20 protein-coding genes are annotated in these 25055 nt (G+C 69.4%); 6 read left to right on the top strand and 14 right to left on the bottom strand.

Going from position 1 to position 25055, the window contains the following annotated elements; genetic code table 11:
• The first annotated feature begins 6 nt into the window (after positions 1 to 6).
• The 6 genes from B146_RS0102190 (at position 7) to B146_RS0102165 (ending at position 8955) form a co-directional block, all read left to right on the top strand.
• Positions 7 to 1077 carry an HlyD family secretion protein gene (locus B146_RS0102190; RefSeq protein ID WP_019994776.1) on the top strand — a complete coding sequence of 357 codons (1071 nt, stop codon included), beginning with the start codon at positions 7 to 9 and terminating at the stop codon, positions 1075 to 1077.
• 250 nt (positions 1078 to 1327) lie between these two features.
• Positions 1328 to 2485, top strand: a complete 1158-nt coding sequence (locus B146_RS0102185) for a GGDEF domain-containing protein (RefSeq protein WP_019994775.1) — start codon at positions 1328 to 1330, stop codon at positions 2483 to 2485.
• Between the two features lie 567 nt (positions 2486 to 3052).
• Positions 3053 to 5038 carry a HAMP domain-containing methyl-accepting chemotaxis protein gene (locus B146_RS27505; protein WP_019994774.1) on the top strand — a complete coding sequence of 662 codons (1986 nt, stop codon included), beginning with the start codon at positions 3053 to 3055 and terminating at the stop codon, positions 5036 to 5038.
• Positions 5039 to 5195: 157 nt separating this feature from the next.
• A complete protein-coding gene (locus B146_RS0102175) occupies positions 5196 to 6095 on the top strand; it encodes an ABC transporter substrate-binding protein (protein ID WP_019994773.1) in 900 nt (299 codons plus the stop codon).
• Positions 6092 to 8119 (top strand): Fe(3+)-hydroxamate ABC transporter permease FhuB, encoded by a 2028-nt coding sequence (fhuB, locus tag B146_RS0102170; protein WP_019994772.1) that lies wholly within the window; start codon positions 6092 to 6094, stop codon positions 8117 to 8119. The genes B146_RS0102175 and fhuB overlap by 4 nt, the downstream gene beginning before the upstream one ends.
• Positions 8120 to 8127: 8 nt before the next feature.
• Positions 8128 to 8955 (top strand): ATP-binding cassette domain-containing protein, encoded by an 828-nt coding sequence (locus B146_RS0102165; RefSeq protein WP_019994771.1) that lies wholly within the window; start codon positions 8128 to 8130, stop codon positions 8953 to 8955.
• Between the two features lie 55 nt (positions 8956 to 9010).
• Here B146_RS0102165 and B146_RS0102160 read toward each other — a convergent pair whose 3' ends face one another.
• The 14 genes from B146_RS0102160 to B146_RS0102085 form a co-directional block, all read right to left on the bottom strand.
• Entirely contained in the window at positions 9011 to 10306 is a 1296-nt protein-coding gene (locus B146_RS0102160) for a PQQ-dependent sugar dehydrogenase (RefSeq protein ID WP_019994770.1), read from the bottom strand.
• 206 nt (positions 10307 to 10512) lie between these two features.
• Positions 10513 to 11940 (bottom strand): NADP-dependent phosphogluconate dehydrogenase, encoded by a 1428-nt coding sequence (gene gndA / locus B146_RS0102155; protein WP_019994769.1) that lies wholly within the window; start codon positions 11938 to 11940, stop codon positions 10513 to 10515.
• A gap of 89 nt (positions 11941 to 12029) precedes the next feature.
• Entirely contained in the window at positions 12030 to 12872 is an 843-nt protein-coding gene (gene fghA / locus B146_RS0102150; RefSeq protein WP_019994768.1) for an S-formylglutathione hydrolase, read from the bottom strand.
• A gap of 28 nt (positions 12873 to 12900) precedes the next feature.
• Complete coding sequence (locus tag B146_RS0102145) at positions 12901 to 13371, bottom strand: GNAT family N-acetyltransferase (protein ID WP_019994767.1); 471 nt, start codon at positions 13369 to 13371, stop codon at positions 12901 to 12903.
• A 2-nt stretch (positions 13372 to 13373) separates the two neighbouring features.
• Entirely contained in the window at positions 13374 to 14486 is a 1113-nt protein-coding gene (locus tag B146_RS0102140) for an S-(hydroxymethyl)glutathione dehydrogenase/class III alcohol dehydrogenase (RefSeq protein WP_019994766.1), read from the bottom strand.
• 106 nt (positions 14487 to 14592) lie between these two features.
• A complete protein-coding gene (locus tag B146_RS0102135) occupies positions 14593 to 15480 on the bottom strand; it encodes a glucosamine kinase nucleotide-binding domain-containing protein (RefSeq protein ID WP_019994765.1) in 888 nt (295 codons plus the stop codon).
• An 81-nt stretch (positions 15481 to 15561) separates the two neighbouring features.
• The gene (locus B146_RS0102130; RefSeq protein WP_019994764.1) at positions 15562 to 16479 is read right to left on the bottom strand and encodes a pyridoxal-phosphate dependent enzyme; all 918 of its coding nucleotides are present in this window, start codon (positions 16477 to 16479) and stop codon (positions 15562 to 15564) included.
• Between the two features lie 55 nt (positions 16480 to 16534).
• On the bottom strand, positions 16535 to 17863 hold the full coding sequence (locus tag B146_RS24745) for a c-type cytochrome (RefSeq protein ID WP_019994763.1): 1329 nt from the start codon (positions 17861 to 17863) through the stop codon (positions 16535 to 16537).
• Positions 17860 to 18510, bottom strand: coding sequence for a cytochrome c oxidase assembly protein (locus B146_RS0102120; RefSeq protein WP_019994762.1), 651 nt, complete (start codon positions 18508 to 18510; stop codon positions 17860 to 17862). The genes B146_RS24745 and B146_RS0102120 overlap by 4 nt, the downstream gene beginning before the upstream one ends.
• A complete protein-coding gene (locus B146_RS0102115; protein WP_019994761.1) occupies positions 18507 to 18887 on the bottom strand; it encodes a hypothetical protein in 381 nt (126 codons plus the stop codon). The genes B146_RS0102120 and B146_RS0102115 overlap by 4 nt, the downstream gene beginning before the upstream one ends.
• 165 nt (positions 18888 to 19052) lie before the next feature.
• Positions 19053 to 21614 carry a cytochrome c oxidase subunit I gene (ctaD, locus tag B146_RS0102105; RefSeq protein WP_019994759.1) on the bottom strand — a complete coding sequence of 854 codons (2562 nt, stop codon included), beginning with the start codon at positions 21612 to 21614 and terminating at the stop codon, positions 19053 to 19055.
• The gene (locus tag B146_RS0102100; RefSeq protein ID WP_019994758.1) at positions 21611 to 22639 is read right to left on the bottom strand and encodes a cytochrome c oxidase subunit II; all 1029 of its coding nucleotides are present in this window, start codon (positions 22637 to 22639) and stop codon (positions 21611 to 21613) included. Before B146_RS0102100 ends, ctaD begins: the two co-directional genes overlap by 4 nt.
• 255 nt (positions 22640 to 22894) lie before the next feature.
• On the bottom strand, positions 22895 to 24205 hold the full coding sequence (locus tag B146_RS0102090; RefSeq protein ID WP_019994757.1) for an SDR family oxidoreductase: 1311 nt from the start codon (positions 24203 to 24205) through the stop codon (positions 22895 to 22897).
• A gap of 2 nt (positions 24206 to 24207) precedes the next feature.
• Positions 24208 to 24675: a DUF2269 family protein gene (locus B146_RS0102085; RefSeq protein ID WP_019994756.1), complete on the bottom strand. Its 468-nt coding sequence runs from the start codon at positions 24673 to 24675 to the stop codon at positions 24208 to 24210.
• Positions 24676 to 25055 lie beyond the last annotated feature (380 nt).

Below are 25055 nucleotides of genomic sequence, written 5' to 3'. Positions count from 1 at the left end.
TTCGCCATGCGCCCGTTTCGCTCCCTCGGCACCTATGTCGCGCTGTTCGTCGGCCTCGCCGGCGTGTTTCTCGCCCTTTATGCCTGGCGCCTGCCGCCCTTCGACAGCAGCGTCGAGCGCACCAACGACGCCTATGTGCGCGGGCAGGTGACGGTGATCGCCCCGCAGCTCGCCGGCATCGTCGCCGAGGTCGCGGTGCAGGACTACGAGACCGTGGAGGCCGGCCAGCTCATCGCCCGGCTCGACGACCGCATCTTCGCGCAGCGCGTCGCGCAGGCCCGTGCGGGCCTCGCCGGCCAGAAGGCCGCGCTCGCCAATTCGCAGCAGCAGCGCCAGTCGAGTCTCGCCAAGATCGCGGCCAGCGAGGCGGCGGTGAAGAGCGCGGCCTCGGCCGCCGAGAACGCCAGCGCCAACTTCGCCCGCGTCCAGCCGCTGGCCCGCCAGGGCTACGTGCCGGGCAGCGATCTCGACGTGGCCACCCGCCAGAACAGCCAGGCCGAGGCCGCGCTCGATCAGGCCAAGGCGCAGCTCGAAGTCGCCCGGCAGGACCTGCAGACCGTGATCGTCAATCGCCAGACGCTGGAAGCGGCGGTGGACAATGCCGAGGCCGCCGTGAAGCTCGCCGAGATCGATCTCGCCAACACGCGCATCCTGGCCCCCCGCGCCGGCCAGCTCGGCGAAGTCGGCGTCAAGGCCGGGCAATATGTCCAGGCCGGAACGCAGCTCACCAGCGTCGTGCCGGACGCCATCTGGGTGGTCGCCAATTTCAAGGAAACGCAGCTTCCCGGCATGCAGGTCGGCCAGCCCGTGCGCTTCACGGTGGATGCCTTCGGCGGCCGCGAGATGACCGGACATATCGAGCGCTTCGCGCCCGCCACGGGCTCGGAATTCGCCGTGCTGCGCCCCGACAACGCCACCGGCAACTTCACCAAGGTCGCCCAGCGCGTGCCCGTGCGCATTCGCATCGACCCCGGCCAGCCGCGCATGGACGACCTGTCGCCCGGCTTGTCGGTCGTGGTCTTCGTGGACACGGCGGCCGAGCCGGACACGCGGCAGGCCTCCGCCAACGGGGGCTGAGCCGGGCTCGGCCTCCACCGCTCGCGGGATGCCGACGGATTGTCCCAGACCGCAAGTAGACTTTGCGGTCTCCGGGGCTGAACGGCAGAAACGAGACCTCGGTTACCGTATCGTTCTGGTCCATCGACGCCGCTTTCTCGTCGGGCTTGGGCCTTCGATTGTTGAGCTCGTCAAAAGTCGTCCCTCCGATTCCGTCTTCCTTTACGGGCTTCGTGCCAGTTTGGGCATGACGATGCTCCGTGAGGACCCTATGCCAGGACGCAGTGCATATCCCCCTCCCGGAAATACCATTCTGCGCTGGATCGGCGACACCGGCTCCAACCTGCCGGCGGACGTGCAGCGCCAGCTTCGATCCGTCTTCTTCACGTCCAAGGCGCCCATCATTCTGGGAAGCGTGAATTCCTGCGTGGTGGCGACGATCGCCTGGCTCCACACCGGCCTCTTCCCCCTGGCCGTCATCGCCGGCCTCGATTGCATCCTCGTCGTGGTTCGCCTCCTGCTTCAGCTGCGCACCCGCGCGCCCTCGGGTCCGATCTTCGCCGGCGGCCTTCTCTTCGCCCTTCTGCAGGGCGCCACCGTGTGTCTCGTCGTGTCCTCGGGCGATCCGGCCCTGACGGTGCTCGTGGTCTCCTCGGCCTTCGCCACGGTGGGCGGCATCATCGGGCGCAATTTCGCCGCGCCGCGCTATGCGCTGCTTCAGGTTCTCCTGATCGACGGTTGCTTCAAGATATCCTTCCTGTGGCGCTATCCGGAATATTGGCCGCTCGTGACGATCCAGGCCGTCGTCTTCGTTCTGATCAGCGTCAAGATCCTGCACCAGCAACATGCGACGACCACCAAAGCGCTCCTTGGCGAGATCGAAAGCCGCGAGCGCTCCGTGACCGACAGCCTGACGGGTCTGGCCAACCGGCGCGGCCTCGAAGACGCTTTCAGCAAGAGTGCATCGGCCGGCGCGATGCGCAGCCTGCTCTATCTCGATCTCGACGACTTCAAGAAGACCAATGATCGCTTCGGCCACGACGCGGGCGACGAGCTCCTGCGGCAGGTGGCGGCGCGGATGCGCGACGTCGCGGGGCCCGAGCCGCTCCTGTGCCGGCTGGGCGGCGACGAGTTCGTCATCCTGGCGGAACGGCTCTCGGCCGACGAGGCGCAACATCTCGGCCGTCGTCTCATCGCCTCTCTCTGCGTGCCCTATCGGCTCGGCGACCATGTGCTTGCCAGCGTCGGCGCGAGCGTCGGGGTCGTGAGCGACGCGGGCGACGGCGCGGCGCTCCGCGACATGCTGCGCCGGGCGGATCGGGCGCTCTACCGGGCCAAGGCGTCCGGCAAGGGGACCTGCGTCCTTGGGCATCGCTCGGACGAGGAAACCGCCCGGGACGAATCGGTCCCGGCCGCCGACGTCGCCTGACGCAGGTTTAGCGCGCCAAGGCGGCGGGCCCGGCGCGGACGGCACGGCCCTGCCCGGCGGGCCTCCCAGGGCGGAGGGCACCCAGCCGACGCCCTGTCCGGATGCGGGGATCTCCACGCGCGACGGCGCGACCCCTCCGACGTCGTCTTCCCCGCCGCGCGCCCCAGCCCTTTCCATGCCCTGGGCTTTCCACAGCCACGCCTTCGAGCGGCGGCGCTGGCGCGAGCGGAGTCTCCTTCGCCCCAACCCCTTCGGCTCGAGCTAAGCCGGCGAACAAACACGCGTTCATATGCGTACTTCCGGCGGCCATATCGTTATCCGAAGGCGCCTGGCCTTTCCATCAGCGCATCCCCCCTCGCATCCGAGTCCACCCAAAATTGCATACCTGACCTGCGAACGGCGTCATTCAGAGCATTTTCAGCGGGGATCAGGTGATTCCTTAAACGCCTAAGGAATACCGACGGGTGAGAGAAGGGCGCAATCCCTTCCATCAGACCCATGCGGCGGGGCCGGGAGGCACGAGGCGTCCCCACGCGACGGAAGCGAATCCAGCAAGGCAGACCGATCATGCGCGTGACCATCAAGGCCAAACTCCTCGCTTCCTTCGGGAGCCTCCTGCTTCTCACGGGCATAGCCGGCTATGCCGGGGTGTCGAGCCTGTCGCAGAGCAACGCATCCATGGAGACCCTCGCCGCTCAGCCGCTGGAGCAACTGCGCCAGATCACGGCGCTGGACACGGACGTGATGACGACGCGCCGTCAGCTTCTGGCTCTCCTGGTCTACCAGGACGCCGCGAGCCAGGCCGCGACCCAGAAGGATCTGGCCAAGAGCTGGGCGTCCATCGAGCGCGATATCCAGGAGTTCGTCGCCGCCCTTCCTCCCGAGCGGAAGGGCGAAGTCGCCAATCTCATGCCCTTGATCGCGTCCTATCGCGAGACCCTCGACCGATCGCTGGCCCTAATCCTGGCGCAGGACAAGACCCCGGTCGCCACCGGCCTCGCGCGCACGGCCGGCGATTTCGAAGCCCTGAGCAAGCGCCTCGACGCCTTGCAGGCGCGATATCCCGCAAGCCCCGTCCCGTCCGAACTCGCCCGTGCGGCGGGCGCGGCACGCCTGGCCACGGCCGCCGCCTTCGCCAGCGCCGATCCGGCCCTGCGCCAGGAGGCCAGCCAGGATCTTGCCAGCGCCGAAAGCGCCTTCACAACCAGGCTCCCCGCCCTGCGCGACCTGCCGGGCCTCGCCCCCGACGCGCTGTCGGACATCGAGAGCAGCGCCCGGTCGCTCTTCCTGACCGGACGGGGGGTCACTGAGGACGCGGTGAACCGCGCGGACATGGCGATGTTCGACTATCTGAACAACAACACCATTCCCAAGGCCAAGGCCGTTTCCACCGAGGTCGCGCATCTCGTCGCGCGGGCCCAGGAGGTCAGCGCGCAATATGTCGCGGACTCGCGCAACCGCACCGAAACGATGCGTGTCACGCTCCTTGCCCTCGTGGCGGGCGCGATCGTTCTGGGAAGCGCGGCCGCGCTGTGGATCTCCCTGTCGATTTCCCGTGCCCTGTCGCGCTCGGCGAATTTCGCCCGCGCCATCGGCGAGGGCGACCTGTCGCAGACGGTCGAGACGCGCGGAAGCGACGAGATCGCCGCCCTGCAGCGGGCGATGAACGACATGGTCGGCCAGCTGCGCGACACCGTCTCGGGCGTGCGCCAGTCGGCGGGTCAGGTCGCGGAAGGCTCGCATCTGTCGGCCGACACGGCCGAACAGCTGAACCAGGGCGCCAGCGAACAGGCGGCGGCCACCGAGCAGGCTTCCGCCGCGATGGAGGAAATGTCGGCGACCATCCGCCAGACCGCCGACAATGCCCGCCAGACCGAACAGGTCGCCTCGCAGACCAGCGCCCATGCCGAACGCAGCGAAAAGGCCGTGGCCGATTCGCTGGTGGCCATGCGCGAAATCGCCAGCAAGATCGGCGAAGTCGGCGAAATCGCGCGCCAGACCGATCTTCTGGCGCTGAACGCCGCGATCGAGGCCGCCCGCGCCGGCCAGCATGGCAAGGGCTTTGCGGTCGTCGCCTCGGAAGTGCGCAAGCTCGCCGAGCGCTCCCAGCGCACCGCCGCCGAGATCGCCGACCTGTCCGGCACCTCGCTCGCGACCTCGCAGGAAGCGGGCAGCCTCCTGCGCGATCTCGTGCCGGGCATCCATCGCACGGCGGAGCTGGTCAGCGAGATTTCCGCCGCCTGCAACGAGCAGAATCTCGGCGCGCAGCAGATCAATCAGGCGATCCAGCAGCTCGAACAGGTGACGCAGATGAACGCGGCCGCCGCCGGCAACATGTCGGCCACCGCCGCGCAGCTCCAGGCCGAGGCCGCCGGCCTCAACGAGCGCTCGCATTTCTTCCGGCTCGACCGCGCCGCACCGCAAGCGCCTGCCGCCGGCCAGTCCGCGCCCGTCGCCGCGCAAGCGCCAGCTGGTGTCACGCCGCTGCGCGCGCCCACGCGCGCGGCCCCGCCGCGCCCCGAGGCGGGCGAATGGGAGCGCCTCAGCGCCTGACGGCGCCCGCCTCCCCTCCCCGTGTCATCCTCATGAGAAGGGCCGGTTTCCGGCCCTTTTTCGTATCCGCCCTTTCGCACGCTCGGGAACCAGCCCCTTGAACGGGCTTCCCGCCCTCGCTAGGAGAAACATGAAATAAAAAGTCAGGATTATAAAAATGAGCCGCAACGCGCTGACGCGCCGGAGCTTCGCTCGCTTGTGTTGGGCGGCGGCGAGCCTTGCGGCCCTCCCCTCGGCCGCCCGTGCCGCGCCCTTCCCGGAGCGCATTGCGGTGATCGACTATGGCCTCGCCGAAGCGCTGATGCTGATCGGCGTCACGCCGATCGCGGTCATGTCGGCCGAGGACTGGAAGATCTGGGTGGTGGAGCCGCCCTTGCCCCCGACGGTCGCCGATCTCGGCGCCTCGGTGGAGCCCAATTTCGAGCGGCTCGCGGCCTTGAAGCCGGACCTCATCCTGACCACGAGCTATGTCGCCATGGCCGAGCCGACGCTGCGGCGCATCGCGCCCGTGGAGCGCCTGACGGTCCATGGCAACGAGGAAGGCTACGATCCGCTCAAACGCTCGGTGGAGGTGACGCGGCGGCTCGGCCAGCTGACGGGCCGCGAAGCGGAGGCAACCCGAGCGATCGCCGCCTTCGATAGCGAGATCGCCGCGCTCGGGGAGCGGCTGCGCCCGCGTTTCACGCGCCCGCTTCTCTTCCTGTCCTTTCTCGACCCGCGCCATGTGCGCGTTTACGGCCGCAAGGGCCTTTACGGCGACGTGCTCGCCCGGCTCGGCTTGTCCAACGCCTGGGCCGGCGAGGGCAATAGCTGGGGCTTTGCCACGGTCGGCATCGAGGAACTGGCCGGAGTGGGCGAAGCCACATGCGTGGCGATCGAGCCGGTCGCGCCCGACATCTGGCCGGCGCTCGCCCGCTCGCCGCTCTGGCGCGAGCTTCCCTTCGTGCGCGAGGGGCGCGTCGCCACCATGCCCGCTTCGCTGATGTTCGGAACCCTGCCCTCGGCGCTGCGCTTCGCGCGGCTTCTGGATCGCCTCGCCGTGGACGGCGCGGCATGAGCGCGCCCGCCGCCTCGCGCGCGAACGGGGGAGGCTCGGGGGTAAGCCGGCTTGGCGCGGCCTCGGTGATCCTGCCGCTCCTCGCCCTGACGCTTCTTGCAGCCGCCGCCCTGCTCGGGCCGCCGCTCGTCCAGCTCTGGCAGGGCGGCGCGTCGGCGGCAGCCGGCTACGATCCGGATCGCATGGTGTTTCTCTACGCCACGCTGCCGCGCGCCGGCATGGCGCTTCTGTGCGGCGCGGCGCTCGGCGCGTCCGGCGCCCTGTTGCAGCAGGCGTTGCGCAATCCGCTGGCCTCGCCGACCACGCTCGGCATCGATGCCGGCGGGCGGCTGGCGCTCGCCGTCGCCACCCTCTGGGCGCCCGGCCTTCTGGGTCTGGGGCGCGATCTCGTGGCGCTCGGCGGCTCAGGCCTGTCGACGCTTCTCGTCTTCGCCCTCGTGCGCCGGCGGGGCTTTGCCGCCGTGACGCTGATCCTCGCAGGGTTGGTGGTCGGGCTCTATGCCGGCGCGCTGTCGGCGCTGCTGACGCTTCTCAACGAGCGCTATCTCGCCTCGCTCTTCATCTGGGGCGCCGGCTCGCTCAGCCAGCAAAGCTGGGAGCCGCTCCTGCAGCTCGCCCTGCGGCTCGCGCTGCTTCTGCCCTTCGCGCTTCTGATCGTGCGCCCCCTGTCGCTTCTCGATCTCGACGACGCCAGCGCCCGGGCGCGCGGGCTGGAGGCCGGGCGGCTGCGCGCGCTCGCCGTGCTTCTGGCGGTCGCGATGTCCGCCTTCGTGGTGAGCGCGGTCGGGGTCGTCGGCTTCATCGGCCTCGTCGCGCCCATCCTGTCGCGGCTCGCCGGCGCGCGCGGCTTCGGCGGCCGGCTTCTCGGCGCCGCGCTGATCGGCGCGCTGCTCCTGCTTCTCGCCGATTGCGGCGTGCAGCTTCTGGCCGGCGCGTCGGACGCCTTTCTGCCGACCGGCGCCGTCACCGCGCTTCTCGGCTCGCCGCTGCTTCTCCTTCTCCTCCAGCGCCTGCCCAAGGCCGAGCGCCCGCCGCTCGGCGCCGCGCTTGCGGCCGGCGCCTCGCGCCTTTCGCCCGGCGCGAGCCGGCTGCTGGTTCTCGGCGCAGCCCTGCTTCTCGTCGCGCTCGCCCTCTGCCTCGGTCGCGACGCCCTGACCGGCGCCTGGGAATGGCTCTCCCCCTCGCGCTTTGCCGAAATCCTGCCCTGGCGCTGGCCGCGCATGGTCGGCGCGGCGTCGGCGGGGGCCATGCTGGGGCTGGCCGGCTTCATCCTCCAGCGCCTCACCGGCAACGAGATGGCGAGCCCCGAAGTGCTCGGCGTCAGCGCCGGCGCGGCCTTCGCCGCCGCGCTGTCGCTGTTTCTGACGGCGACGCCGCACGCCTCGCTGGTCGGCCTCATGGCGACAGGCGGCAGCCTCGCGGTGATCGGCGCGATCCTGGCGCTCGGCCGGCGCTCCGGCTTCCAGCCCGAGCGCGTGCTGCTCGCCGGCATCGCGCTGAACGCGCTGCTCGACGCGGTGGTGGGCGTTCTCTCCGCGACAGGCGACCCGCGCGCGCTCATGCTGTTTGCCTGGATGGCCGGCTCCACCAGCGGCATCGATGCTTCGGCGGCGCTCGCGGCAGCGGGCGGCGCGGTCCTGTTCACGGCGCTGGCGCTTCTGGCCGTGCGGCCGCTCGCACTCCTACCGCTCGGCGCGGCGAGTGCCAGCGCGCTCGGCCTGCGCCTGAACCGCGCGCGGCTCTTCCTGTTCGTGCTCGCCGCCGCCCTCACCGCCGCCGCCACGCCGATCGTCGGGCCGCTCACCTTTGCCGGCTTGATGGCCCCTCACGCCGCGCGGCTTCTCGGCGTTCACCGCGCCGCGCCCGCGCTTCTCGTCTCGGCCCTGTCGGGCGCGCTCCTGCTCGTGGCGGCCGACTGGCTCGGCCGGACGCTCGCCTATCCCTGGCAGATGCCGACCGGCATCGTCGCCGCGCTGATCGGCGCGCCGGCCCTGATGCTGCTTCTCAACCGCCGCTCCGCATGAGGCCCTCCATGCTCGACACACCCGCCCCCCGGCCCGATGGCGCTGCGGCGCCCGGCCTGTCGCAAGCCGGCTTCTCGCTGCAGGACGTCGCCTTCGACGTGCCGGGGCGCCGGCTTCTCGACGCCATCACGCTCGATCTGCCGGCCGGGCGCGTCGTCGGTCTCGTCGGTCACAACGGCTCGGGCAAGTCCACGCTGCTGAAGCTTCTGGCGCGGCAGGAAAGCCCGAGCGCGGGGCGTCTTCTGTTCGGCGGGCGAGACCTCGCCCAATGGGGCGCGCGCGACTTCGCCCGCGCCGTCGCCTATCTGCCGCAATCGACGCCCTCAGCGCCCGGCATGACGGTGCGCGAGCTCGTCGCGCTCGGCCGCTACCCCTGGCACGGACCGTTCGGCCGCTTTCGCGAGGCGGATCGGCAGAAAGTCACCGAGGCGCTGGACCTCACCGACACGGGCGGGATGGGCGACCGGGTGGTGGACGCCTTGTCGGGCGGCGAGCGCCAGCGCGTCTGGCTCGCCATGCTGGTGGCGCAGGACGCGCGCTGCCTGCTTCTGGACGAGCCGATCTCGGCGCTCGACATCGCCCACCAGATCGAGATTCTGGCGCTCATCCGCCGGCTCAGCCACGAAAAGGGCGTCGGCGTCATCGCCGTCCTGCACGAGGTCAACATGGCCGCGCGCTTCTGCGACGAGATCCTGGCCTTGAAGGGCGGGCGGGTCGTGGCGCGCGGGCTCCCCGGCGAGGTGGTCGCGCCCGAACCGTTGAAGCGCATCTACGGGCTCGACATGAGCGTGATCGCCCATCCCGGCTCGGGCGATCCGATCGCCTTTCCGCTTTGAACGAGGAAGGCCGGCCCTTTCGAGCCGGCCTTCGTGTTCGGATTTAAGGTGTGGCTCAGTCGGCCGCCGTCACGCGCAGGATCGTGGAGGAGCCCTCGCCCTCGCGGTTTTCCGTCACCGCATAGACCGCGCCGTCCGGGCCGACCTTCACGTCGCGCACGCGCGCTTCCATCGGCACGCGCTCCTCGGTCTTCACCTTGTCGCCGTCGAGATGCACGACCACGAGCCCTTGCGTCACGAGACCGCCGATGATCAGGGCGTTCTGCCAGCCCGGAAACTCGTCGCCCTTGTAGAGCGCGAGGCCCGAGGGGCCGATCACCGGGTCCCAGTAATAGACGGGCTGCTCCATGCCGTCCTTGGCGGTGATGCCCTCGTTGACCTCCGAACCGCCATACTCGATGCCGTAGGTGATCACCGGCCAGCCGTAGTTCTTGCCCGCTTCCGGCCGGTTCAGCTCGTCGCCGCCGCGCGGCCCGTGCTCGATCGTCCAAAGGCGGCCGTCCGGGCCGAGCGTCGCGGACTGGATGTTGCGGTGGCCGTAGCTCCAGATCGCATCCTGCGCGTTCTCCCGGCCGACGAACGGATTATCCTCTGGGATCGAGCCGTCGGCATTGATGCGGAAGACCTTGCCGAGGCCCGAATTCAGCTCCTGCGCCTGGTTGCGGATCGGGTCGTCCGAGCGCTCGCCGACGCCCAGGAACAGCTTGCCCTCGTTGTCGAAGACGATGCGCGAGCCGAAATGCTTGTTGCCCTCGTAGCTCGGCATCTGCTGGAAGAGGACCTTCACGTCCTCCAGCTTGGCCGAGCCGTCGCCCAGGGTCAGCTTGGCGCTGGCGAGCGCCGTGCCGTTGCCCTCCGCGCCGCGCGGCTCGGAGAAGGTGAAATAGATCATGCCATCGGTGGCGTAGTTCGGGCCGAGCGCGACGTCGAGAAGGCCGCCCTGCTCGCGCGCGTCCACCTCCGGCACGCCCGAGACGTCGGTGCGCGTCTGGCCGTCGGCCGAGAGCACCATCATCTGGCCCTTCTTGGCGGTGACGAGCATCCGGCCATCGGGCAGGAACTCCATGGCCCAGAGATGCGGCAGGCCTTCGGCGATCGTGGCGGTCTCGACCTTGGCGAGCTCGGCCGGCTGCGGCGCGCGGGTCTGGTTCTCGAAGGCCGGCTCCTGCTGGGGCGCGTTGGCCTCGGCGGTTTCGGCGGGCTGGCCGGCGGCGTTGCCGGCGTCCGGCAGGTTGCCGTCGACATGCGACAGGCGGTCGGCCTCGGAGCCCTCGCCCTGGGCGAAGGCCGGGGCGGCGCCGAGAAGCGTGGAAGCGAGAAGCACGGCGAGAAGGCGGGATGACGAGCGCATCGGGTCGGGTCTCACGAGTTGGGGTCAGCGGCTCTCCGACCGCTCTCGACCCGCCAATTGGCGTTCGTGAGCTGCCCAACAACCGGTTTCCCGCCGATGTGATCCGTCCGTGTTCGCGCGATTGTCTGCCGCGCGCCCGACCCATGCGCCTTTCAACGAAAAAAGGCCCGCTTGCGCGAGCCCTTTAGCAATTTTTGGAAATCCGCTCAGACCTGCGGCCATTTGTGGTGGAACGTGCCCTCGCGGTCGAGCCGGTGGAACGTGTGCGCGCCGAAGAGGTCGCGCTGCGCCTGCGTGAGGTTGGTCGTGCCGCGCGCCCGGCGGTAATCGTCGAAATAGGCGAGCGCGGCGGAGAGCGCCGGCACGGGCAGGCCGGCGAGCGCGGCCTTGGCGACGACGCGGCGAAGGCTCGCCTGCCCCTCGCGAACGCGGGTCGCGAAATGCGGCGACTGGAGGAGATTGACCACCTCGCCCGCCTCGTAGGCCTGCGTGATGTCGTCGAGGAAGCGCGAGCGGATGATGCAGCCGGCGCGCCAGATGCGGGCGATGCCGCCGAGCGGCAGGTTCCACCCATATTCGCGGCTGGCCTCGCTCATGACAGCGTAGCCCTGCGCATAGGCGATGATCTTGGCGGTCTCGAGCGCGGCTTCCAGCTCGGTAAGCCCGCTTTGATCGGCGTGGAACTCGGCCCGCGCGGTCTGGACGTCGCCGAAGAGCCTTTCCGCCTCGGCGCGCTCACCGCGGCGCGAGGAGATGCCGCGCGCCGAAACGGCGGCTTCCAGCGTGGTCGCTCCGACGCCGAGCTTCTGCGCCTCGATGACGGACCAGCGGCCCGTCCCCTTCTGGCCGGCTTCGTCGACGATCACGTCCACCAGCGGCTTGCCGGTCTCTGGGTCCTTCTCGGCGAGCGTCACGGCGGTGATCTCGATCAGATAGGACTGGAGACCGCGCGTGTTCCAGTCGCCGAAGATGTCGCCGATCTCGCCGGCGGACAGGCCGATGCCGTCGCGCAGCACGCCGTAGACCTCGGCGATCATCTGCATGTCGGCATATTCGATGCCGTTGTGGATCGTCTTGACGAAATGGCCCGCGCCGTCCGCGCCCAGCCAGTCGACGCAGGGCGTTTTGTCGAACTTGGCGGAGATCGGCTCCAGAAGCGGCTTCAGGCGCTCCCAGACCTTCTCGTCGCCGCCCACCATGATCGAGGGACCATGGCGCGCGCCTTCCTCGCCGCCCGACACCCCCATGCCGACGAAGTGGATGCCGGTCGGCTTCACGTCCTTCTCGCGGCGCACCGTGTCGTTGAAATCGGCATTGCCGGCGTCGATCAGGATGTCGCCGGGTTCGAGATGCGGCAGGACGAGCGCGATCTGATCGTCCACCGGCTTGCCGGCATTGACCATGAGAACCACGACGCGCGGGCTCTTCAGCGTCGAAATGAAATGCTCGATGGAATCGGTCGGCACGAGGCGCTCGGCCAGCGCCGGATTGCTCTCGCGCACGCCATAGGCCTTTTCCACCGTGCGATTGCCGAGGGCCACGGTGAAGCCGCCATTGTCGGCGAAGTTCAGCGCCAGATTGGCACCCATCGTGCCCATGCCGAGCACGCCGAGATCGGCTTGTTGATCGCTCATCCTGTCCTGTCCCCCTGTCGCGGCATCCCACCTGCCGCCTGTCCTCATCGTGAAAAGGGGCCCCGGATCGCTCCGACGCCCCACGCTTGTCAGGCCTTTAGACGGTCCGCGTGATAGCGCAGATGATCGTCCATGAAGGTCGAGATGAAATTGTAGGAATGGTCGTAGCCCTCGCGCATGTTGAGGGTCAGCTTGATGCCGGCGCGCTCGCAGGCCGCCTTCAGAAGCTGCGGGCGCAGGCCCGTTTCGAGGAAGCTGTCGGCCGTGCCCTGATCCACCAGGAATTCCGGGAAGCGGTGCCCGTCCTCGATCAGCGCCGTGGCATCGTAGAGACGCTGCGACTTGGCGCCGACGCCCAGATACTTGTCGAGCGCGGGCTTCGACCAGTCGGCCGTGGTCGGCTGCACGATCGGCGCGAAGGCCGAGGCCGAGCGGTAGGTCTCGGGGTTGCGCAGCGCGATGGTGAGCGCGCCATGGCCGCCCATGGAATGGCCGAAGATGCCCTGGCGCTTCATGTCGGCCGGGAAATGCGTGGCGAGATAGCCGGGCAGCTCGTCCGTCACGTAGGTGTACATGCGGTAGTTCTCGGCATAGGGCTCGCGCGTCGCGTCCACATAGAAGCCCGCGCCCGAGCCGAACTGCCAATTGTCCTTCTCGTCCGGCACGTCCGCGCCGCGCGGGCTGGTGTCGGGAAGGACGATCATCAGGCCGAGCTCGGCGGCGAGCCGCCGGTATTCCGCCTTGTCCATGGCGTTCTGGTGCGAGCAGGTGAGGCCCGAAAGATACCAGAGAACGGGAACGCGCCCTTCGCTCGCCTGCGGCGGCACGAAGACGGCGAAGGTCATCTGCGTGTCGGTCGACCGCGAGTGGTGGCGGTATACGCCCTGGGTGCCGCCATGGGCCTTCGCGGTGGAAACGATATCGAGCGGCATGGGTCAAAGGTCCTTGCGCGAAAAGCGATCAGGGATGAGACGCGGCGCCCGCGCGGCGTCGCATATCGACATGAGGAATGTCGTCTTCGAGATAGGTTTCCGACACGGGCTGGAAGCCGTGCTTGCCGTAAAAAGGTTGAAGATGGCTTTGCGCCGAGAGGTCGATCGCGGCTTGCGGCCAATGCTCGGCGCAAAAACGCACGGCCTCACCCATCAGACGATGGCCGAGCCCGCCGCCGCGATGATCGGGCGAGGTGGCGACGCGCCCGATGCGCGCCGCGTCGCTAGGGCCCTGTGGCGCGAACACGCGCAGGCACCCGGCGAGCGCCTCCCCCTCCCGATACAGGAGGTGGAGCGCTGCCGGGTCCTGCCCGTCGATCTCGGCGAAGGCGCAGCGCTGCTCCACGACGAAGACGTCGCAGCGCAGCTTCAACACGTCATGCAGCTCTCGCGCCGTCAGTTCGTCGAACCGGCGCCAGAGCCAGTCTCCTGCGCTCACGCTCAGTAGACGACGACCGAACGGATCGACTTGCCCTCGTGCATGAGGTCGAAGGCGGTGTTGATCTCGTCGAGCGGCATCTTGTGGGTGATGAGGTCGTCGATGTTGATCTTGCCGTCCATGTACCAGTCGACGATCTTGGGAACGTCGGTGCGGCCGCGCGCACCACCGAAGGCCGTGCCCTTCCAGACGCGGCCGGTGACGAGCTGGAACGGACGGGTCGAGATTTCCTTGCCGGCCTCGGCCACGCCGATGATGATCGATTCGCCCCAGCCGCGATGGCAGCATTCCAGCGCCTGACGCATGACGGTCGTGTTGCCGGTCGCGTCGAAGGAGAAGTCCGCGCCGCCGCCCGTCAGATCGAGGATCGCCTGCACGACCTTGTCGTGGCCGACCTCGTTGGGGTTGATATAGTCGGTCATGCCGAACTTCTTGGCCATCTCGACCTTGCCGGGGTTGAGATCCACGCCGATGATCTTGTCCGCGCCGACCATGCGCGCGCCCTGAAGCACGTTGAGGCCGATGCCGCCGAGGCCGAAGACCACGACATTGGCGCCCGGCCAGACCTTGGCCGTGTAGATGACGGCGCCGATGCCCGTCGTCACGCCGCAGCCGATATAGCAGATCTTGTCGAAGGGGGCGTCCTCGCGCACCTTCGCCACCGCGATCTCGGGCAGCACGGTGAAGTTCGAGAAGGTCGAGCAGCCCATGTAGTGGAACACGGTCGACTCGTCGCAGCGGAAGCGCGAGGTGCCGTCCGGCATCACGCCCTGCCCTTGCGTCGAGCGGATCGCGGTGCAGAGATTGGTGCGCTGCGACAGGCAGCTCTTACAATTGCGGCATTCGGGCGTGTAGAGCGGGATGACGTGGTCGCCCGGCTTCACGGAGGTGACGCCCGCGCCGACCTCGCGCACGATGCCCGCGCCCTCATGGCCGAGAATGGCGGGGAACTTGCCTTCCGAATCGAGGCCCGACAGCGTGTAGGCGTCGGTGTGGCAGACGCCCGTCGCCATGATCTCGACCAGCACCTCGCCCGGCTGCGGCCCGCGAATGTCCACGGTCTCGATCGTCAGGGGCTTGCCGGCTTCCCAGGCCACGGCGGCGCGTGATTTCATCGTCTTCGCATCCCATCCCGAGCCGCGCCTGTGCCGCGCGGCGTTTGTCGTCGTGCCTTCGATACACGAAGGAAGGCCTCTCGCGCCACCACCGGAGCGACAAGCGTCAGCGTGCATCCGACATGGCGGGGGCGAGCGGCAGGCCCGCCAGCGCGAGCGCACCGTCCAGCGCGTCGCCCATCGGCTCGGCGAGGCGGCGGGCGAGCGCCTGCGGCAGGTAGGGCTGGATCGCCGAGGACAGGCCGCCGGTCAGCGCGACGCGCGCGCAGCCCGCCGCCTCCAGCGTCGCGGCGAGCGCGGCCAGCGCGTCGCCCGCGCTTTCCATCAGAAGCTGGGCCACCTTGTCGCCGCGCTCGGCATGAAGGGTCACGAGCGGAGCGAGGCTCCCGTAGTCGGTCGGCGTCGCGCCCTCGCACCAGAGCGTCATGGCCGGGGCGCGGCCGCCGAACCGATCGAGCAGCGCTTCGGTCAATGGGGTCGGCTGCAGCCGGCCGTCGAGCGCCTGGAAGGCGGCTTCCATCGCGGCAAGGCCGAGCCGCGCGCCCGAGCCTTCGTCCGAGGCCGGAAAGCCGTAGCCGCCGAAGCGCAGCGTTCGCCCGTTCTGCCGGGCATAGGCGATGGAGCCCGTGCCGGCGATCACCACGCCGCCATCGGCCCCGCCATGGGCGCCGAGGCAGGCGATCGTGCCGTCGTCGGTCAGCGTCAGGCTTTCGAACGGATGGGGCCGCGCGGCGAAACTGTCGGCCACGCCCTCGCGCAGATAGCCGGCTATCCCGGCCGCCGCGCGCACCCGGCCGAAGGCGAAGGGGCCGAGCCCTGCCGCGCGCCAAGCCTCGCGCGCCGCGCTCATCAGGGCGTCGAACACGGTTTCCACGCCGAGCCGCGCGGAGGCCGGACCGGCCGCGCCCTCGCCGAACAGGGTTCCGCTCTCGTCGATCAGCCGCGCGCGGCAAGAGGTGCCGCCCGCGTCGATCCCCAGAAACACGATGCTCATGCAGGCTCCCCCGAATCAGGGGCGATCATGCGCGGAGAGGGCGCGGGTGGCGAGAGGCAGGGCGCGAAAAGGCAAGGCCGGTCAGGCGGCCGGGGCGAGCGCGGCGCTCGCCGCGCGGATCGTGTCGATCGTCGCCACCGCCCCGCCGCAGACCACGACCAGAACCGAGCGGAAGGCCGTGAGATCGGCCACCTCCAGCGCCGCCAGCGCCGCGCCGCAGGCGGGCTCCACCAGAAGCCGGTGATCGTCCAGAAAGCGCTCGCAGGCCTGGAGCGCCGCGCGGTCGCTGACGAGAACCGGGCGGATGTCGTGGCGCTTGGTCAGCTCGAAGGCCTGTTCGCAGACCTGACGGGCGGCAAGCGAGGTGGCGACGGTCGCGATCTCCGAAAGTTCCACCCGCTGCCCGGCCTCCACCGAGCGCGCCAGCGAGGCCGCGCCGTGCGTCTCCACCGCGAAGACGGGCGTGCTCAATCCGTTGCGCTTCAGCCCTTCCACGACGCCGGCCAGAAGCCCGCCGCCGCCGACCGAGAGCACCACGGCGTCGAAGCGCGCGCCCTGTCGCAGCGCCTCGTCGATCAGGCTGGCATGGCCTTCCCAGAGAAGCGGATCGTCGAAGGGGTGAAGGAACGCCGTCGTCTCGTCCACGAGGGACAGCGCCAGCGCGTTGGCCTCGTGCCACGCCGCGCCGTGGACGCGCAGCTCCGCCCCTTCCGCCTCGATCAGGGCCCGGGCGCGGGCGCTCGTGGTTTCCGGCACGACCACCGTGACGGGCAGGCCGAGACGGCGCCCGGCATAGGCGACGGCGAGCCCGGCATTGCCGCCCGAGGAGGAGACGAAGCGCCGTTTGCCGGCTTGCGCATGGCGCTCGCAGGCATGCCCGATGCCCCGGATCTTGAAGGAGCCCGGCGGCTGGAGCGCTTCGAGCTTCAGCCAGACCTCCAGCCCCTCGCGCGAGAGGGGCGAGGACGGAACGAGCGGCGTCTCGATGTGAAGCGGCATGGTGGCTTTCCCTTGCAGGCCGGCACAGGCGCACCGACCCATCAGAAAGGCCGGCTTAGCGCCCCGCCGCCGCGCTGGAAAGAGGCGCGCCGCCGGCCGGGTCGGCGCGCGAATACCAGAGCGCCAGCGCGTCGATCTGCTCCTCGGTCAGGTTGATCGCGATCGGGGTCATCACATGGTTGAACGGCGTGCCGCCCCGGTGCTCGTCCTTCCAGAGCTGGAGCTGGGTGGCGAGGAACCATTCGGGCTGGCCGGCGAGGCGCGGGTAATGCGGGTTCTTCTCGCGACCCGCCGCGCCGTGGCAGGTGTCGCAGGCGGCGAGCTTGCGGTCGGGCAGGCCTTCCTCCGCAAGACGCTGGCCGAGTTCCAGAAGGCCGGTCGCGCTGTAGGGCGGACCGTGCGCGGCGGCGTGGTCCACCTCGGCGGCCGAGCCGCTGGCGGGGGGCTCCGTCGCGGGCGCATTCGGGCCGACGCTGCCGCGCGGCAGGCGCGTCGAGCCCTCGTAGCCAATCGTGACGCCCGAGGGCGGCGGAATGTCCCCGCCGGGCGCCGGACCGGGGTCCTGACGGGCATACCAGGCGGCGAGTTCGCGCAAGACCGCCTGATCGTGGATGCCGGCGGCGGGCGTCATGATGCCGCTTTCGCGCGTGCCATTGGCATAGGCGATCAGCGTTTCCGCGAGATAGGCTTCCGGCTGGCCGGCGATGTTGGGGAAGGCGCCTTCCGCGCCGCGGCCGCGCCCGTCATAGCCATGGCAACGCGCGCAGTCGGCGAGCGCCGGCACGCTTTTCTGCCCGAGGCCCGCCAGCGCCGGCTTCAAAGCCGCCGGGACGGGCGCGCCACCCATGCCGCCGCCCGCGCCGCCGAGCGCCAGATCGGCATAGGTTTCAGGCGTCATGTCGGGCAGGGCGCGTAGAAAGGCGACGAGCGACCAGATTTCGTCCGGCCGCGTCTGCGTGGTCCAGGAGGGCATGCCGGAATATTTGATGCCATGCAGGCCGAGCCAATAAAGCTCGCGGTCCTTCCACTCGCCGACGCGCTCCTCGAGCCGGGGCGGCGGCGGCACCATATGGGCCGTCAGCGGCGACTGAAGCTCCCCCGGCGCGCCATGGCAGGGCGCGCAGCCGCTGGCGAAATGGCCGGCCGCGCGCTGGATCAGAATGGGGTCCTTCAGATCGACGCCGTCCGGCACCGAAATGGGCAGCGACTGCGTCGAGACGGCGCGGTTGAAGGTCCAATGGAGGAACCATTCGACCGGCGCGAAATGGCCCGACGAGGCGGCAATGGACACAAGGCCGGAGCCGCCGACGAGAAGCGCGCCCGCGACGCCGATGACGGGCAGAAGCGCGAGGCGGGTCCAGGTGATCTTGATGGTCCGCTTCATGGGCGCGCCTCGACCTTTGGTAATCTCAGGACGCCGGCGAGCAGCGCGATGCCGCCCGCGAGATAGGCCGCGCCGCCGACGAGCAGCATCAAGGTGCCGCCGAGCTGCTGGTCCTCCAGCGGGGTGAGCGTCGCCAGCGGCGAGCAGAGCGTGCCGCAGCGATAGAGCGGGCGCGGGGCGAGAAGCAGAAGCGCGCCGAGCAGCGTCATGTGCATGGAGGTGAGAAGCAGACCCGCCGCCCCGGCCGCGCGCGCTCCGGTCTGCCGGCTGCCGAGACTTCCAAGCGCCGTCGTCCAGAGAAACAGGCCGGCGAGCAGGAATGAGCCCTGTTCCAGCGCGAACAGGCCGACATGCTGGCGCGCGGCGTCATGCAGCGCCGGGGCGTGCCAGCCCCAGATGAGCAGGAATTCCAGAAGCGCGGCCGGCAGGACGAAGCGCCCGGTCGCGGCGCTCGCCGGCAAAAGTCCCGATCGCCCGAGCGAGAAGGCCAGGAGCGGCGCGGCCAGCGCCACCACGCCCATATGAAGCACCATATGCGCGGCAAACGAGGTCTCGGCCCGCGCCGGCAAGGGGCCGATCCAGAGCACGGCGAGAAGCAGGAGGGCGAGGCCGAGCGGTCCGTGCCGCCGAAGCGCGGCGGAGGTCATCGGCAATCCCAGACGAGAAGCACGGGCAGCGCCGTGAAGATGATGGCGAGGAAGGACAGGCCCGACAGAAGCACGGAGGCGATCTCCATCTGCCGCTCGCGGTCGAACTGGGTCGGCTTGTCGTGCGGCGGCTCGCCGCCTTCGGCCCGCCATTCGCGCCACGCGCGCAAGCCGGCAAAGAAGCAGAAGGCGAGCGCCAGAACCGTGGCGATGGCGACCCCGATCCGCGCCGGGGTGATCGACTTGAACACGTCCTCGTTGGGCGCGCAGGCGCTCGCCACCCAGACATAGGACAGGAGGAAATGCAGCGCCCAGACCGTGGGCGTCGCGATCATGGTGATGAGACTGTCGCGCGTGCCGCGCCTTAGGCCGAACATCGCAGAGTGACTTTCGAGACCTCCGGGCGGAGGATGGTGGAAGGATTTTGGTCGTCGGCAAGGCGCCGACCGCAGTCGATGCCGGCGGCATCGGCGAGGATTGGCAACGATGCCCGGCGGCGAAAAGCCTCCGCCAGCCGACCCTGTGAGGTTTCGAAAGTCACTCTACCCTCCCGCCACGAGAGGGAACCAGCCGACGGTGAGCACCGTCACGAGGCCGGTCGCGGCCGCAAAATGCGTGTAGAGCGCGACATTGGCGAGATCGATGTCGTAGCGCCCCGTGAGCTTGCCCGCGAAGGAGCGCGCCAGACAGTAAGCCAGCATCAGCGACCCGACGCCCGCGTGGATCGCCGTCCAGATGCAGAGAATCCAGACGGTCGCGGGATAGACATGGACGGTCGGCTGAAGCCCGGTCACATGCGGCGCCCAGAGAAGCGCCGCGCCGGCACCGAGGAACGCCACGAGCCCCAGCGCCATCAGGGCGCGGGCGAACATCGCGCCGCCGCGCTTCAACACGCGATGCGACAGGAGTGTCGCGCCCCAGCCGAGCGCGAAGAGCGCCAGCGAGACGCTCGGCCAGAACTGGCCGGGACCTGTGTCGCCCGGCGGGGGGAAGTTCTCGTGGATCGTGAAGAAGAAATAATAGCCGAACACCAGGGACAGGAAGGCCGTGGCATCGCCGATCATGGTGATGAACATGGCCCACCAGGACACCGAATGCGGACCGGACATGTAGGTCGGCAGGGTCAGGCCGAGGCCGACATATTTCTCGTCCTTCTCGGGGATGACGGCGGTCGCCTTCCAGAGCCAGAACATGATCACGAAGATCGCGATCACGAGCGAGGCGATGGTCAGCGTCCAATAGTGGAAGGTCGCGGCGATGAAGCAGGCGCCAAGGAAGACCGCCGCGCCCATCGGCACGAAGGAGGGGCCGGGCACGCGCAGGCACTGGATCGGCTCGGCGTCGAGCACGCTCGTCACCAGCGTTTCGCGTTTCCCCTCCTGCGCGTCGGGCAGATAGAAGCGGCCCTTATCGATATCGTCCACGAAGCCCGGCTGGTCCCAGAGCGGATAGCGCGAGCGGATGATCGGGACGGAGCGCACGCCCCAGGGCTGGTCCGGCACCTCGCCCGCCCATTCCAGCGTGCCGGCGTTCCAGACATTGCGATCGGCATAAGGGTCCTTGCGGGGGCGCAGCATGTCGGCCACCACGATCAGGAAGCCGGCGGCGAAGATGAAGGCGCCGATTGTCGAGATGAGGTTCGGGAGTTCCAGCCCGAGCGCCGCCGGATAGGTGTAGACGCGGCGCGGCATGCCGATCATGCCGGAATAGTGCATCGGGAAGAAGCCGACATTGAAGCCGACGAACATCAGCCAGAAGGCGATCTTGCCCCAGCGGTCCGAGAGTTTGCGCGAGGAGACGATCGGCCAGTAGTAGTAGAGGCCGGCGACGATCGGAAACAGGACGCCGCCGATGATGACGTAATGGAGATGGGCGACGACGAAATAGGTGTCGTGCACCTGCCAGTCGAAGGGCGCGATCGCCACCATGACGCCGGTGAGACCGCCCAGCACGAAAATGCCGAGCGAGCCGGACACGAAGAGCATGGGCACGGCGAAGATGACGCGGCCGGCAAGGCAGGTCGCGAGGAACACGAAGATCTGCACCCCGGTCGGGATCGCGACCGCTTCCGAGGCCGCCGAGAAGAAGCCGAGCGACATGGCCGGCAGGCCTGTCGTGAACATGTGGTGGACCCACAGGCCGAAAGACAGGAAGCCGGTGCCGACCGCTGCCAGCACGATCCAGGAATAGCCGATCAGCGGGCGGCGCGCGAAGGTCGGGATGATCATCGCAAAGAGCGCGATGGTCGGCAGGAAGATGATGTAGACCTCCGGATGGCCGAAGATCCAGAACAGATGCTGCCAGAGCATCGGATCGCCGCCGCGCGTCGGGTCGAAGAAGGGCCAGTCGAACAGGCGCTCCATCTCGAACAGGATGTCGCCGGCGATCAGCGGCGGAAAGGCGAAGAGGATCATCGCCGCGACCACGAGGACATACCAGGCGTAGAGCGGCATGAGGTTCAGCTTCATGCCGGGCGGGCGGCACTTCAGCGCGCCGACGATGAGTTCCACGGCGGCGGCGATCGAGGCGACCTCGATGAAGGACAGGCCGAGCAGCCAGATATCCGCGCCATAACCCGGCGTGAAGCGCGCCTGCGTGGTCAGCGGCGGGTACATGAACCAGCCGGAATTGGGGGCCTGCCCGAAGAAGATCGAGCCGCAGACGAAGATGCCGCCGATCAGGAAGCACCAGTAGCCGAAGGCCGACAGGCGCGGAAAGGGCAGGTCGCGCGCGCCGAGCATCTGCGGCAGGAGGATCACCGCCACCGCCTCGAAGATCGGGACGGCGAAGAGGAACATCATCACCGTGCCGTGTAGCGTATAGACCTGATTGTACATGGTCGCCGACAGGAAGTCGGTGTCGGGCGCGACCAGCTGCACGCGGATCATCAGGCCGAGCACGCCGGCAAACAGCATGAAGGCGAAGGCCGTCGCCGTGTACCAGACGCCGACCGTCGTGTTGTTGACGTCGGACCAGTAGCGCCAGCCCTTCGGCGAGTCCCAGACGGCGATCAGGCGCTCGGCCTGTCCCTTGCGGACGGATTCGTCCTCCTGGTCCGGGTCCTCGGGGCGGCGCATCGCGTTGAGTTCGGCCGCCATGCTCATTTCAGCGCCCCCAGCCATTCGGCGATCTGCCGGATGTCGTCCGGCGGCAGCATGGAAAAGGACGGCATCTGAACGCCCGGCTTCTCGTGTTCGGTGAGCGCGACGAAGCGCATGATGTTGTCGGGGTTCATGTCCAGAATGCCGGCGCCGAGCGTCTGGCGGCTGGCGAGATGCGTGAGATCGGGTCCGACGAGCCCGGCGGACTCGGTTCCGCGCACGGCATGGCAGGCGCCGCAGCCATTGCGCTCGAAGGCGATCCGGCCGGGATGGTCGAGAAGCGTCGCCGGGGCGGCTTCCGCCGCGACCTTGGCGTCGAACTCTTCCTGGCTGACGACGCGCACGCGAAACAGCATCTGCGCATGGGCCGTGCCGCAGAACTCGGCGCAGATGCCGTTGTAGAGCCCAAGCTTGGTCGGCTCCACCACGAGCCGGTTGATGCGGCCGGGGATCGTGTCCGTCTTGCCCGCGATATTGGGCACCCAGAAGGAGTGGATGACGTCGGGCGAGCCGAGCAGCAGTTCCGAGCGCCGGTTCACCGGCAGCCAGATTTCGTTGGCGGACGGCACGCCCTCGCCCGACAGGGACTTGGCGACGCCCGGCGTATCGGGCGTGTTGTAATGCACGCGCCACCAGAAGCGCTCGCCCGAGACGGCGATGCGCGGGCCATCGGCCGGGGCGCGGAACTCGGGCATGAGGCGCAGGCCGAAGACGAGAAGCGCGGTCAGCACCACGACCGGAAAGGCGACGCCGCCCCAGAGGATGAAGCGCTGGCCGGCCTTGTCGCTCAGGGGCCGGCTTTCGCTGCGCGTGGCATAGACCGAAATGCCCATGACGAAGAGCCAGATGGCGACGGCCCCCGCGAGCATGACCCAGAACAGGCCGAGCACGCGGTCGGTCTCCATGCCCGCCGGGGCGAAGGCGGATTGCGGACCCTGGCAGGCGGTGAGCGCCACGAGGGGAAGCAGCGCCAGCCCCCGCAGGATCGCGCCGCCTCGCAGGCGCGTCAGGCTATGCGGGCGTGACACGCCTCGCGGATGCGCAATGCGCCGGAAAGGCGTGATGCCTCGCCGTCCCGGTCTCGGATCGGATGAAATGGCCCGTTTCAGCGTCGTTCCCCCGGGCGCGCCGCGCCCTGCCCCGCCTTCCGCCGCCCCGCCCCTTCGCGGCGTCGGAAGACCGTTCGTTGGGAAAACACTTATGGCGCGCGATGCTTTTGGCGATGCGGGCGCCGATGTCGGAAGCGATCACGCTCGCGTGACCGTTCGTGAAGCGGAGGAGGTCTAGCGCTCCGTCAGAAGCGCGAGGGCGACGAGGGTGAGGACGAGGGCGGGCAGCGTCTTGACCATCGCGCCGAGCGGGTCGAGCCAGAGTTCGGGGTCGAACAGGATCGCGCCGAGAACGTAGAGAAGCGACAGGGCGATGGCCGACCAGAGGCCGAGGCGCGCGGTGCGCCGCGTGGCGATCATCGTGCCGATCTGGATGTCCAGAAGGCTGGTCAGGACGGTCGCGCCCTTGGCGAGGCCGACCGGCAGGCCGAGCCCGATCAGGATCGCGCTAGCCGCTTCGAAGGAGACCGTGAGCGCGACGAGGCCGGACACGAGCCAGAACAGAACGAGCATGGTGAAAACCAGAGCCTTGAGAAGGTAGAGGCGCGCGAACCAGCGCTCTTGGACGGTGGCGGGCGTGTGGGACAGGGCATCATCGAGGGACGCGGGCTCGAAGCCCGTCGCGGCGATCCAGGCGCCGGGATCACCCGAAACGCCGCGCCGCATTTCCGTGAGCGCCGTGGTGCGGATGGGCGGCGACCAGCCGAGCCGCGCGGCGAGATCGCCCGCGCGCGCGCCGGCCGCCATCAGAAAACCGGGAAGGCGCAGCCGCGCGGGCGGGCCGCCGAGATGACGCCGCACGGCTTCCACCACGGTTTCCACCGTGCCGGGCCGGCGCTCCATCACGTCCCATGTCACGCGCCAGTCCCGCCGGCCGCCGGCCCATTGCTGGGCGAGGAACGCCACGGTGCGGGCGATGTCGCGCATATCCGTCGCGGCGAAGGGGCTCGCGGCCTCGCGCGCCGGCAGGGCGACGGGGAGCATGGCGAGCGCGCGGACCAGCGCGCTGCCGCCGAAGGCCGCGGGAGCCCAGACGAAGCCGGGGCGCAGGATCGCGAAGGCCTCGGCGCTTTCGGCGATGACGCGCTCCGCCTCGCGCTTGGTCGTGCTGAAGGGCGTGTGGTCGTCCGCCTCGCGGCCGGGAATGGAGATCTGGACGAGAAGCCGGCCCCGCGTCGCCTCCACCAGACGGGCGGCGAAATCGCGGTGCACCGCCTGCGCCGTGCCCTTGCCGCTGTCCTGCAACACGCCGATGCAGTTCACGACGATCGCGGCGCCTTCATCGGCCAGAAGCCGCGCGAGATCGGCGGCGGGCGCGTCGATGAGCGGCCGCTCGATCGGGCGGCCGAGGGCCTGGCGCTGGGCCGCCGTGAAGCGCCGGGCGAGCGCCAGAACGGGAAACCCTTCGCCTTGCAGCTGGCGCGCCAGCGCCTCGCCGATCAGGCCGGAGGCGCCGAGGATCGCTATGGTCGGAAGCGGCGTCATGGCTAGAGGCTCGGCTTGGCGATCATGAGCCACAGGATGGCGACGACCGCGCCGAAGCCCGGAAAGCCGAAGACGAACCAGATGCGAAACAGCCTGTCATAGCGCGGGGGCAGCGGCTCGGCCCTCGCGGCGGCGTCGCACGCCAGATCGCGCATGCGCGCCTGAATCCACACGACCGGCAGCCAGAACAGGCCGGCGACGCCATAGAGCGCCAGCGAGGCGACGATCCAGGGCTCGCTCATGGCATAGCCGGCTTCGCGCATCAGGAGATAGCCGGTGATCGGCTGAAGCGTGACGGCGGAGGCGGTGAAGAGGAGATCGGCGGTCACCACCACGCCGGCCGTGCGCGCCACGAACGCGGCGTCGCGCGTGCGATGGGCCATCAGCATGAAGAAGGCGATGCCCGTTCCCGTTCCCAGAATGACGGTCGCGCCAAGGACATGCAGATATTTCAGGACGAGATAAAGCAAGCGCGCGTTCCGAATGATGGCGCGCGACCATGACACGATCCCATCACAGAGATGTAAACAGGCCCGGGGCCTGGTTGGGTGAGCGTCGGACGACGGCGGCGCGGCGGCAGGGGTGCGGGCCTTTTCTGGAACCGGGGCAGACTGTTCGGGCGGTCGGCTCGCCGGCACCGTCCGCCGCTCTTCGTCGCCGCCGATGCGCGACCCTGCGCTGCCTCGGCTCCGGTCCTGAAACGGGCCACGGGCCTCGCCCGTCGTGACGGTCCTTCGGCGACACCGAAGAGCCCTCGCCGGCCCTCCGCCGCCGAAGCCTCGACCGGCGCCCCAGAGCCCGCCTGAAACCTCCGCCGCGCCGGCTGCCGGATCATCTCAAAGCCCTCGTC

The organism is Aureimonas ureilytica DSM 18598 = NBRC 106430 (genome assembly GCF_000382705.1).
Lineage (GTDB): Bacteria > Pseudomonadota > Alphaproteobacteria > Rhizobiales > Rhizobiaceae > Aureimonas > Aureimonas ureilytica.
Note: the sequence above shows the minus strand (reverse complement) of the source record. Positions and strands in the feature narration are given on the sequence as shown.

Coding starts and splice junctions, on each gene's coding strand:
- B146_RS0102190 (WP_019994776.1), top strand. CDS start 7: ATGCGCCCGTTTCGCTCCCTCGGCACCTATGTCGCGCTGTTCGTCGGC.
- B146_RS0102185 (WP_019994775.1), top strand. CDS start 1,328: ATGCCAGGACGCAGTGCATATCCCCCTCCCGGAAATACCATTCTGCGC.
- B146_RS27505 (WP_019994774.1), top strand. CDS start 3,053: ATGCGCGTGACCATCAAGGCCAAACTCCTCGCTTCCTTCGGGAGCCTC.
- B146_RS0102175 (WP_019994773.1), top strand. CDS start 5,196: ATGAGCCGCAACGCGCTGACGCGCCGGAGCTTCGCTCGCTTGTGTTGG.
- fhuB (WP_019994772.1), top strand. CDS start 6,092: ATGAGCGCGCCCGCCGCCTCGCGCGCGAACGGGGGAGGCTCGGGGGTA.
- B146_RS0102165 (WP_019994771.1), top strand. CDS start 8,128: ATGCTCGACACACCCGCCCCCCGGCCCGATGGCGCTGCGGCGCCCGGC.
- B146_RS0102160 (WP_019994770.1), bottom strand. CDS start 10,306: ATGCGCTCGTCATCCCGCCTTCTCGCCGTGCTTCTCGCTTCCACGCTT.
- gndA (WP_019994769.1), bottom strand. CDS start 11,940: ATGAGCGATCAACAAGCCGATCTCGGCGTGCTCGGCATGGGCACGATG.
- fghA (WP_019994768.1), bottom strand. CDS start 12,872: ATGCCGCTCGATATCGTTTCCACCGCGAAGGCCCATGGCGGCACCCAG.
- B146_RS0102140 (WP_019994766.1), bottom strand. CDS start 14,486: ATGAAATCACGCGCCGCCGTGGCCTGGGAAGCCGGCAAGCCCCTGACG.
- B146_RS0102135 (WP_019994765.1), bottom strand. CDS start 15,480: ATGAGCATCGTGTTTCTGGGGATCGACGCGGGCGGCACCTCTTGCCGC.
- B146_RS0102130 (WP_019994764.1), bottom strand. CDS start 16,479: ATGCCGCTTCACATCGAGACGCCGCTCGTTCCGTCCTCGCCCCTCTCG.
- B146_RS24745 (WP_019994763.1), bottom strand. CDS start 17,863: ATGAAGCGGACCATCAAGATCACCTGGACCCGCCTCGCGCTTCTGCCC.
- B146_RS0102120 (WP_019994762.1), bottom strand. CDS start 18,510: ATGACCTCCGCCGCGCTTCGGCGGCACGGACCGCTCGGCCTCGCCCTC.
- B146_RS0102115 (WP_019994761.1), bottom strand. CDS start 18,887: ATGTTCGGCCTAAGGCGCGGCACGCGCGACAGTCTCATCACCATGATC.
- ctaD (WP_019994759.1), bottom strand. CDS start 21,614: ATGAGCATGGCGGCCGAACTCAACGCGATGCGCCGCCCCGAGGACCCG.
- B146_RS0102090 (WP_019994757.1), bottom strand. CDS start 24,205: ATGACGCCGCTTCCGACCATAGCGATCCTCGGCGCCTCCGGCCTGATC.